This is a genomic window from Pseudomonas sp. G5001, assembly GCF_013385475.1.
In the GTDB taxonomy this organism is placed as follows: domain Bacteria; phylum Pseudomonadota; class Gammaproteobacteria; order Pseudomonadales; family Pseudomonadaceae; genus Aquipseudomonas.
On sequence record NZ_JACAPZ010000016.1, the window covers coordinates 1 to 10,254 of the forward strand.

Sequence of the window (10,254 nt, forward strand, 5' to 3'; positions counted from 1 at the left end):
CGAAGAAACGGATATGTACTCAATCAATCAATCAATCAATCAAACCACTCCCCCCGCTCAAGAAACGTATTCCGAATCATCTCCACCACCCACCCCACCTCCAGCGGATGCCGCACATCAGCACTCACCCCCATCCAGACCTGCCGCTGCATCCCCTCCAGAAATACCCCATCCAACGCCGTCAACCCACGATCAAAACAACTCATGTACCGCGGCAACAACCCAATACACGCACTGCACCGAATCATCTCCAGCATCAGCGGATACGCTTCCACCCGCACCACCCCCGCCAGCCGCTGCTCCACCAGGCTATTCCACGGCCGCAGCGCCTCCACCTGCCGGTCCGGCTGCCACTGCACCAACATATAATCCGCAAGGTCTTCAATGCTGTCCGGCCGCACCGCCAACCGCGAATACCGCTTGGCAATATGCGGCGAATAATCCAACCGCGCCAACACCTCTGGCGCCCCAATGGCAAAACTCGGCCCCGCCCCCGGCGAATCCATCCCCGACAACCACACCACCACATCCGCATCCAGCGCCTGCAACCCCAACTCGCTGTCGATGGAAATGATCTCCAGCCGCACACTCGCATTGCGCCGCAACAGCGCAATCAGGTCGCGCCCCAGAATGTCATGCAGGATCGACTCGGCAACCGCCAGCCGAATCAACGGTTGCTCCAGCACCGGCAAGCGTCGCTCATGCGCCAGGGCAATCAACTGCGCCTGCAACTGCTGCCCTTCACGACTCAGGGCCAGGACATTGCCCTGATAGCTGAACAGCGAACGCCGCAGTTGCTCTTCCAGCTGCGCCAGGCGCTTGCGCAACTGCGTGGCCTTGATATTGAGGCTGCGAGCCGCCTGCATGAAACACCCACAGCGGGCGCTGATCAGGAAATACTGCGCCACCTCGGGCTCGATCGCGGCCGCCAGGGCCAGCCAGGCCTCGCGGGATTCGGTCGACGCACGATAAGGCGCGACGCCGTGGGGTACAGCCGGTTCAACAAATACCATGGGAGACTCCCTGTCTTGTGGGTACTGTGCATCCAATGCGGTGATACGGTTTTACTCCAGCACCTTGTTCAGCTCGGCGCCGTCGATACTCAAGGTCGCGGTATTGAGCATGCCTTCCAGGTAGGCCTTGGCAATCTGCTCCTGGCGTTGCGCACGCAAGGCCTCGGTCAGGCGGCCACGCAGTTCATCCAGCGTGGCCGTGCGCGCCGGTTGTTGCCCAGTGAGTTTGAGCACGTGAAAACCCGCCGCACTCTGCACCGGCTCCGACACCCCGCCCGTCTTGAGCCGCGCCACCACACCGCGCATTTCAGGCACCAATTGCTGCAATGGCTGCATCCCGGAATCGCCACCGCGCCGGGCGCTGTCGGGGTCCTGGGAATACTGGCTGGCCAGGGCGGAAAATTCGCCTGGCGAGGCCTGCGCCTTGCGGCTCAACTCCTGGGCCTGGCGGCGCACATTGTCGACGGTTTGCGGGTCGCTCACGGCCAGGAAAATCTGGCTGACCTGGTACAACGGCGGCGTTACCCATTGTGCCTTGCCGCTGTCATAGGCTTGCTGCAATTCAGCGGCGCTGGGGTAATCCGTCGGCACCTGGCTGACCGACAACATGTAGTCGCGAAACACGATCTGCTCGGTGGCGGCGCGGGTCTGTTGCTCCACCTCCGGGCGCTGCCGCCAGCCCTGGGCATCGGCCTGTTCAAGCACGGCCTTTTGCGCCAGGCGCGAACGCAGCCAGGTTTCCAGGGAGCCACGGTTGCCACGCAACTGCTCGCGGGTTTCCGTCGGCAAGGCGGCCAACACCGACTTGAGTTCGGCGAGGTCGATCTGCTGGTTGCCCAGGCGCGCCACCGCCGGCCCGTCCTTCACGGCCACCGGCGCCGGCTGCTGGGCTGCGACCGGGTCACTGCCCGGCCGCAGGCTCAACCCCACCGCGACCGCCAGCACCACCAGGGCGCCAGCGCCGACCACCAGGGCTGGTTTCTTCACAGGGCAGGCGCCTCTTCGCGCGCGTCGACAGCAGGCGCGGACCCGGCCTGGAGCTGGGCGGCTTGCTGGCTGTATTCACGCAGGTAGACGATGAATTCCTGCAGCAGGCGGTCCCACAATTCCAGCTGATTGCGCAAGTACGGCGCACCCACGCCGGCGGCCACCACGTCCATCTCCATCAGCAGGAACTCACCCTGCAACGACAACCGCGCAAAACGTCGGGAAGCGTTCCAGACCTGGGCCAGCCCCTCGGGCAATTCGCCCTGCACCCGCAGCGCGCAGCTGTAGGTGAAGTCCACGTAGCTGCCCTGCTCTGCCGCCGGGTTGCCGAAACGCACGGCGAAGCCAATGCCCTGGCTTGCGCTGAGCAATTGCACGATGCCGTTCTGCTCGGTCTGGTTGACCCGGTAGCCGGCTTCCTGCAGCAGCTCGGTCAAGGCTTGCGGGGTCACGCTGGTGATCAGTTGTACGTCGCTCATAGGGGTATCTTCCTTGTCGATCAATGATTAGTGACGGTCTGTGGAGCATCGAACCGATTAAGGTAAAGGCCGTCACCAAAACCCTGGGCGAGTTCCTCGAACTTGACCCGGGTGCTGCTGGCGAACGGTTGGCGGATGCTCATCACGTCGGCCACGTCGATTTTTTCGTAGGCCGTCAGCAACTGCTGGGCCACGTCGTACATCTGTTGATTCTTGACTGAACATTGCTGCACTTGTGTGTCACGTTCCGTGAGTTGCGCCTGCAAACGTGCGCGCTCGGTTTCTTTGCCCCGGGCGATTACCAGCAAGTCTTCATAGGCTTTCTTGAACTTGCCCACCTGCTCATTGCTCGCGGCCACCTGGGCCTGGGCCTGGCTGTGCAGGCTCTGTTGCTGGCCCACCAGTTGCTCGGCCACGCCACGGGTCTTTTCCAGTTCGGCGGTCAGTTGCTTGACCTGCGCCTGGGCCTGCTTGGCCTGGGTTTCGGCGGCGATGCGTGCGGCACTGGCCTGGGCCTGCTCGCTTTGCAGCGCCTGCAACTGCTGGGTGGTGCTGCGCAGCTGAGTGCGCAGGCGCTCCTCCATGCCTTCAGCCGAAGCGCCGGTGGTAACGAGCAGTAGAAGCAGGCCGCAAATTCGCGTGTTCATGAGCTTTCTCCGGCGCATCAGAAGCGCGTGTTGAGTTCCAGTTGCATGACATCCACTTCAAACGGCGCGCCATACACTTCGGAGGCGCTGAGCCAACGGGCACTGGCGTAGATGTTCTTGTCGAGGCCGTAGTTGGCGCCGATGAAATAGCCCTTGGCGTTGGTGCCGCCGAGGTGGAACGAGGAGTCGTTGAAGCCGTCCGGCAAGGCATCCGGCTGGATGTATTTGTAGCCGGCCAGCACGTTCCAGTCGCCCTTCTTGCGCATCTCCAGCGCACTGCCGAGGGTGAACTGCACCAGCAGCGCATTGCCGCCACTTTCAAACTGGCCGTCGCTGTTGAGGTTGTTGACGATCTGGCCTTCGCTGCGTTTGAGCATCTCGCCCTTGTCGTAGGCCAGGTTGTGGATGAAGTTGGTCTGGCTGCGCAGCTTGAGGTCCTCCGGCAGCTCGCTGTCCCACGCCAGGTTGAGGTCCAGCACATTGAACTTGGACGCCAGGCCGACGAATTGCGGTTGCGGGGTCAGGCCAGGCGTTGCCGGGTTGGGGGTGATGTCTCGCAGCAGGAACACGCTGTTGCCCTTCTGCATGAAGGCCAGGCGCGTGCCATCGGTATCGCACGCCGGCTGGCCGGCCCACGGCGAGCAAGGGCTGGAGCGTTCGCCCTGGATATCGCCGAAGTGGTAGTAGGCCATCGAGCCCTTCAGGCTGTTGCTGCGGTTGATCTTCCAGTCGGCGCCGATCTGCCCGCCGAACAGCCATTTGTTTTCGCTCTCGTCCTTGTCGAAGCCGTTGGTGGTGGCGGTGTCGGGGCTGTATTCCACCGGGAACGCGCCGAGGGTGCCGAACAGGCCCCAGTCGCTGTTGAGCTTGTGGTTGAAGATCGCCGCCACACCGTCGAAGTTGAGGTCGCCGGAATACATCATGTCGGTGGAATAGAACGGGTTGGCAAAACGTCCGGCGGTCAGGGTCATGTAGTCGGTGGTCTTCCAGGTGAGGTAGCCCTGGTCGAGCCAGATGTCTTTCTTGCCGAAGCCGCCGCCCAGGGTCTGGGTGGTGGACACCGGGTTGTTGTCGTTGCCGGTGCCGAGGCGGATGCCGGCGGTCCATTCCGGCGAGATCACGGCTTTCATGCCCAGGCGGGCGCGCAGGCGGAACAGGTTCTCGCGGTCTTCGCGGGTGTTGAGCAGCGGCGGCAATTTGGTGTTGGTGTTCTTGTTCACGTCGTAGGGGCCGCTGTCGTTGAGCTTGGCGTAATCGACGATTTCATTGCTGTTGTTGCCCGAGAAATAGCGCGACTCATCCCGCAGGCGAATATCGCCGTCGAAGCTGATGCGCGAGACCCACTCCGGGAAGGTGTTGGGCTGGGCCCAGTTTTCCTGCTTGGCGGTGGCCATGACCTCGGCCTTGACCTGATCGCGAATCTGGTCGCGCACCGCGGCCGGCACGTACTGCACCCGCACATCGCCGGGGGCCGCCACTGGGCCTGCCGCTACCGCCGTGGCGGTGCTGGCCTGGCGTGCCTGCCGGGCTTCCTTTTCAGCCTGGGCGATCAGCCCGTCGGCCTGTTCCTGCTTGAGCACACCTTGCTGCACCAGCAGGCGGATCAGGTTGATCGTGGCGTTTTCCGAAGGCGCGGCGGCGGCCGTCGCCTGGCCGACCAGGGTCGCGATGACCATGCCGACCGCCAGGGTCAATCGATTCACGTGGGAAATCATCTGCACACAACTCCTGTAGAAAACTGCAAAAAAGGGTTCGATCAATCCGGGCGCCGGCCCTTGAGGGACAGGCGTACCGGCAGGGTCATTGAGGCGGGTGTGCGTTCCTTCAGCCGCGGTGTGGCACGCAACGCGGCCAGCACCTGGGCGTCGGTGTCGGCGTCGCCGCTGGACTTGGCGAGCTCCACGCGCGTCACCTCGCCGTCTGCGCTCAGCCACAGGTCGGCCTGCACCGTGTAGGCCTTCTTGCGCAACTCCGGGTCTTCCCGCAGCAGGCGCTGGAACACCCCGGCCAGGTACTGCTTGAACGTCCCGGTACCGAGCCCGCCACCACCGGAACCGGCCATGCCGCCGCCCTTGCCGGCACCGATGTTGAAACCGTCGGTACTGCATCGGGTTGGCCAGGTCGTCCGCCGGTGAAGGCGGTGCTTCTTCCTCGGGCTTGACCTCATCGGGAGTTGGCGTGGGTTCCGGCTCGGGGATTTTTTCCTGCACCTCGGGCTCCGGTTCCTTGGGTTTTTCCGGCGGCGGTGGTGGCGGTGGCGGCAACGGAATAATCGTCGGCACCTTGGGCGCTTCACGGCGCACGCCACTCATGTCATTGGCCCACTGCCAGAGAAACCAGGCAGCCACGGCGCCCAGCAGCAGGCCAATGCCCCACTTCAGCGGGCGCAATGGCGGCTTGTTCTTGAGGGGCGTCGGCGCGATCGGCATCTGTGCGGTCATGACTCAGCCCTGGCTCGGTTTGCCGGTGACCAGCCCGACCTGGGACAGCTCCAGGCGACGCAGCAGGTCGAGTACTTCGATGACCTTCTGGTACTGCACCATGGCGTCGCCGCGCACGATCACCGGGAAGTCCGGGTTCAGCGCTTTCTCGATGCGCAGGCGCTCTTCCAGCTCAGGCAAGGTCACCGGGTAAGCGTCGAGAAACACCTGGCCGCCATCGTTCACCGAGATGGCCTTGGTCTTGGCCTCGGACAGCGATACCGAAGCACTGGCCTTGGGCAGGTGGATCTGGATCCCCGAGACCTGGGCGGTGGCGGTGAGGATAAACATCACCAACACCACCATCAGCACGTCCACCAGGGGCGTGATGTTGATGCTGTCGACGGGTGCGTCATCGTCATCGTCGTGGGAGGCATTCACGGAAGCCATGCTGATTCTCCTCAGGCCGGGACGTGGGCGTGGTGGTCGCGACGGTGCGCCGCTTCACTGTGCTGGCTCTCGCCGTGCATCTCCGCCAGGCGGGTGATGAACTCGTCGACGAACACGCGCATGTCGGCGCTGACTTCCTTGTTGCGGGTAATCAGGCGGTTGTAGCCAAACAGCGCGGGGATCGCGACAAACAGGCCCATGGCCGTGGCCAGCAAGGCCGCCGCCATACCCGGGGCGATGGCGTTGATGTTCACGTCGCCGGCCATCGCCGTGCCGAGGAACACCACCATGATCCCCAGCACGGTGCCGAGCAGGCCGATATACGGGCCACCGGCAATCGCGTTGGAGAGGGTCGACAGCTTGGCGCCGAGTTGCTGGTTTTCCCGGGTACGCACGCCGTCCATGGAGCAGCGGATGGCTTCGATGGTGGCTGCCGAGACCGACGAGGTGTCGGCGCCCTGGGCGCGGCGAGTGCGGATTTCCTTGACCGCGACCCGGTACAGGCGCCACAGCGAGGAATGGGTCAGGCGCTCAGCCAGCAACGCGTCGTCGTAGTACATCTCCAGGCGCGTACCGATCTGTGCGAATTGCTCGCGGAAGATATCGTTGGCAGCACTCACGCGACTGACCTGGCGGTTCTTGCGGAGCATGATGAACCACGACTGGAACATCATCCCCACCAGCACCAGGATGATCACCCAGGCATCCACCGGCACCGCCTTGAGCAGGAACCCCAGGCTGCCGAAGCCGAAGCCCGACTGTTCTTCATCCACGCCATAGGCCACCAGTTTCGACTCGGCGCCCTGGGCCGTGGCATCGGCCAGCAACAGGGCTGCCGGGCGCGCGACCTTGGACAAGCGCAGTTCGTCCATGGCCCCGTTAAACGGCAGGTGCCCGCCGGCGGCTTCCGGCAAATCGGCACCGATGGCCAGTGGCGAATTGAACGCCGGCATCGCCACTGCGAGGGTCGCGGTCTCACGGCCATTGACGTACAGCAAGACCTTGTCGCCCTCGGCGGTGAACGCCAGGTGCTGCCATTGGCCGGGGTTCAGCGGCTGGGTCGAGACGGCGCGCTGGCCGTCGATTTCAATAAACGGCATGCCCTGGTTCAAGCCCAGCAACAGGCTGTGGGCGCCCTCGCGACGGGCCACCACCACTTGCTCGCCGCTGGCCTGGTCGACCCGCAACCAGGCGCTGAAAGTGAAGGCGCCGCCCGCTGCGTGTTGCAGCGACGGGCTGGCTGGCAGCAGCAACGGCTGGCCACTGAACTGCAAGGCCCGGCCGATCACGCCGTCGATGCTCGCACCGGTAGCGTTCACGGCAGTGTTGCCGTAGGCCGTGGTGTCCCGGGGCGGCGTGCCGTTGGCGCCGTCGAAGTGGTAGAGCGCGGTGTAGTTCGGGTCGAAGGTCAACTGGCCGTTGGCGGTGGCCGGCGCCTTCTGGTTGCCGTAGTACATCCACAGGTCCTGGCGCTGGCCGCCTTCGACCTTGGGCACATCGACCCAGATCAGCGCCATGCCCATCAGCGGGTCGAAGCTTTCGATCTGGTGGTTGAACACGGTCTTGTCGTCGGCGCTGACAAAGCGCAGGTCGGCGCCGTCGTCCTTGACCCCGTCAAAGCTGAAGTTGCCGGTGTGCAGGCGCACCAGCAGCGCGGTGCGGCCCAGGGCCTGGCTGATGGCTGCGCCCTGGGAGGTGGTGTCCACCGTGATCTGTTTACGGTAGTGCCAATCGTCCTGCCACCAGGCATGGGCGGTGGCCGGGAGCGCGAAGCCCAGGCAGATCAACAGGCTCAGAAATAGGCGTTGCATGTCAGGAGTCTCCGAAAAAAGGGGTCAGAAAGTCGCCTGCACACTGAAGTGCAGTCGCGAGTCCTGTTTCTGGGTATTTGGGCCTTCAAGCAGCGGGTAGCCCCAATCCAGGCTGCCGGACAACCACTTGCTCAAACTGGCGCGGGTGCCGAGGCCGACACTGGCCAGGCTGTATTCGTCTTCCTGCTCGGGCAGCGGGTCATGCAGGCGCAGGCGTGCGCCTTCGGCAAACGCGTAGAAGCGCCACTCCTGCACGTAGCTGCCGAGAAACTTGGCCAGGGACGGCGTGCGCAGCTCCTGGGACAACAGGTAGCCTTCGTCGCCGGTGCGCTCGGCGGCGAGATACCCGCGTACCGACGTAGCGCCGCCAGCGGAATATTGCTCGTTGGACACCAGCGGCCCCGAGGCCAGCTGGAAGCCGGCCTTGGACGCCGACTGCCAGTCGTTGCCGAAGGTGTAGGTGTAATTCAGGTCACCCTTGAGCACCGCAAAACTCGGGCTGGCCTTGTCACGCTTGTACTGGAACTCCTCGGCGTCGCTGCCGTAGCCGAAGAACGCACGGGTACCCACCACCAGGCTCAAGCCCAGCCCCAATTGCGACTGCTCGGTGTAGCGGTAGCCGTTGTAGCCGAAGGTCAGCGGTGCGTACTTCAGCGGGATATCGTCCGTGCTGCCGCCAAACTTCATCTGCTCCTTGAAGTCCTTGAAGTCGACCCCGGCAGAGAACGAATTGGCCCAATTGCCACCGGCCGGCAGGCTGTAGATCGCCGACACGCCATAGGAATGGCCCTTGCCCAACACGTTGCTGCCGCCGATGGTGGCGATGTTGCTGTCGGACTGATAACCGGAGAACTGCAGGCTCCAGCGATCAGTCAGCGGCGCGGTGTAGGAGCCCGACCAGACCTTGGCGTTGTCGCTGTCCTGGGGTGCGGTGAAGTACGTCAGGGAAATGCTGTGGCCCAGTTGCCAGAGGTTGTCGTAACCCAGGGTCGCGACGCTGCGCAGCTCCTTGGTGTCGGCGCTGTAGTCGTTGTTCAGGCCGAGGCTGGCGTGCCAGGGGTTCTGGTCTTCCACCTGCAGGTCGACGTCCATGGTGCCGGGGCGCTGGCCTTCGCGGACCAGCGGCGTGACCTGCCGCCCGGCGCTGCGATTGAGGCCGGCGAGTTGGGTTTGCACGCTGGTGAAATCCGGAACCGCGCCCTCCTTCAAGCCGGGTACTTCGTCGCGGATTTCCACCGGCGAATAGTGCTTGGCGCCGACCACGCGGACGCGCCCGATCTTGGTTTCGCTGACCTGCAGGTAGACGATTCCGTCATCGACCTTCTGCTCCGGCAGTTCGACGAACACCGACTGATAGCCGCGTGCCTGATAGATCTTCTGCAAGGCATCCCGGGCGCCTTCGATGTCGGCGAGGGTCTTTTGCGGGCCGAGAAACGGGTACACCGCCTCTTCGATCGCACGAGCGTCGAGCACGGTGTTGCCGCGCACGAAGTACTCGTTGACGTCCACCAGCCGTGCCGGAGGCTCGGGCTGGGTGCCCTGCTCTTCGGCCTGTAGCGGTTGCGCCAGTGCACCCAGCGTCAGCCAGCACAGCGCCAGCGTTGATTTGAACAGATGCTCCACACCGCCCCCTGGTCTACTAAGAATGATTGCCGTCGCCGTTTGCCCGGCGTTTGGCCTGTTCAATTGCTGGATATCGAGGTGTTGCCATGCCGGGCGAGCCAGGTGTGCAGCAAGGCGAAGTTCAGGGAGAACTCCGGCATGTGCAGCAAGGCGCCACAGAACACTTCACCAATGATTTTCTGGATCAACTGCACCGCCTGCGGGTTGTTCAGGAACGTGGCGATGTCGCGTTGCAGGAGGTTGATGCCCCAGACTTTCTGATTCAGGTCGAGGCCGACGAACCAGCGGAACAGCAGGTTGTAGTTGAGTTGTTCGTGCAGTTGCTGTTCGTTGGGGACTGAGTACAGGAGTTGCAGCAGCAGGATCTGCAAGACGGTCTGGGGGGCGATCTGGGTGCCGGGTTGGGCCTGGAGCAGGTCGCGGTGGAGGTCGAGGATGTCGTCGATCTGCGGGCGCAACAAAACCAGCGAATGGCCTGCGGGGATGTAGCTGGAGACTTCCTTGAGCGCGCCTTGCCAGTCGTCCTGGGAGACGATCCATACCCACGGTGCGCCATAGCGGTAGACCGAGACCGGTTTTTTGCGTGCGGCTTCGACGATCTTTGACAGGCGCTGGTCGAGCTCCTGCATGCCGACTTTCGAGTAACGTTCCATAGTTCCCATTCGCCCCACTCCTGGCATCCTGCTTGCGGCTCTGACGTCGCCTTTTTTGGCGGTGTTGAGCGCGTTACATAGCCAAGACGGGGGTCGCTGGGGACTACCGAACTTTTGTCATAAAAGCTTCTTTTTTGGGCGGGGTGAAGTGGGCATATCCGTTGCTGCGGT

At 63.5% G+C, this 10,254-nt stretch carries 9 protein-coding genes and 1 pseudogene; all 10 read right to left on the reverse strand.

The window, feature by feature from the left end; genetic code table 11:
* Nucleotides 1–35: 35 nt before the first annotated feature.
* Nucleotides 36–1,013 carry a LysR family transcriptional regulator gene (locus HX805_RS14175; RefSeq protein ID WP_003211527.1) on the reverse strand — a complete coding sequence of 326 codons (978 nt, stop codon included), beginning with the start codon at nucleotides 1,011–1,013 and terminating at the stop codon, nucleotides 36–38.
* Between the two features lie 51 nt (nucleotides 1,014–1,064).
* A complete protein-coding gene (locus HX805_RS14180; protein WP_177116966.1) occupies nucleotides 1,065–2,000 on the reverse strand; it encodes a peptidylprolyl isomerase in 936 nt (311 codons plus the stop codon).
* Nucleotides 1,997–2,479, reverse strand: coding sequence for a YbjN domain-containing protein (locus tag HX805_RS14185; protein ID WP_134326873.1), 483 nt, complete (start codon nucleotides 2,477–2,479; stop codon nucleotides 1,997–1,999). Before HX805_RS14185 ends, HX805_RS14180 begins: the two co-directional genes overlap by 4 nt.
* Nucleotides 2,480–2,499: 20 nt before the next feature.
* A complete protein-coding gene (locus tag HX805_RS14190) occupies nucleotides 2,500–3,126 on the reverse strand; it encodes a hypothetical protein (RefSeq protein ID WP_008430322.1) in 627 nt (208 codons plus the stop codon).
* 17 nt (nucleotides 3,127–3,143) lie between these two features.
* Nucleotides 3,144–4,841, reverse strand: a complete 1,698-nt coding sequence (locus tag HX805_RS14195) for a putative porin (protein ID WP_177116967.1) — start codon at nucleotides 4,839–4,841, stop codon at nucleotides 3,144–3,146.
* 41 nt (nucleotides 4,842–4,882) lie between these two features.
* A pseudogene (locus HX805_RS14200) lies at nucleotides 4,883–5,567 on the reverse strand (energy transducer TonB).
* Between the two features lie 3 nt (nucleotides 5,568–5,570).
* Entirely contained in the window at nucleotides 5,571–5,996 is a 426-nt protein-coding gene (locus HX805_RS14205) for a biopolymer transporter ExbD (RefSeq protein WP_003211540.1), read from the reverse strand.
* Nucleotides 5,997–6,007: 11 nt separating this feature from the next.
* The gene (locus tag HX805_RS14210; RefSeq protein WP_177116968.1) at nucleotides 6,008–7,807 is read right to left on the reverse strand and encodes a DUF2341 domain-containing protein; all 1,800 of its coding nucleotides are present in this window, start codon (nucleotides 7,805–7,807) and stop codon (nucleotides 6,008–6,010) included.
* 24 nt (nucleotides 7,808–7,831) lie between these two features.
* Nucleotides 7,832–9,430: a ShlB/FhaC/HecB family hemolysin secretion/activation protein gene (locus HX805_RS14215; RefSeq protein ID WP_177116969.1), complete on the reverse strand. Its 1,599-nt coding sequence runs from the start codon at nucleotides 9,428–9,430 to the stop codon at nucleotides 7,832–7,834.
* A 59-nt stretch (nucleotides 9,431–9,489) separates the two neighbouring features.
* Nucleotides 9,490–10,083, reverse strand: a complete 594-nt coding sequence (locus HX805_RS14220) for a transposase (protein WP_087694077.1) — start codon at nucleotides 10,081–10,083, stop codon at nucleotides 9,490–9,492.
* Nucleotides 10,084–10,254 lie beyond the last annotated feature (171 nt).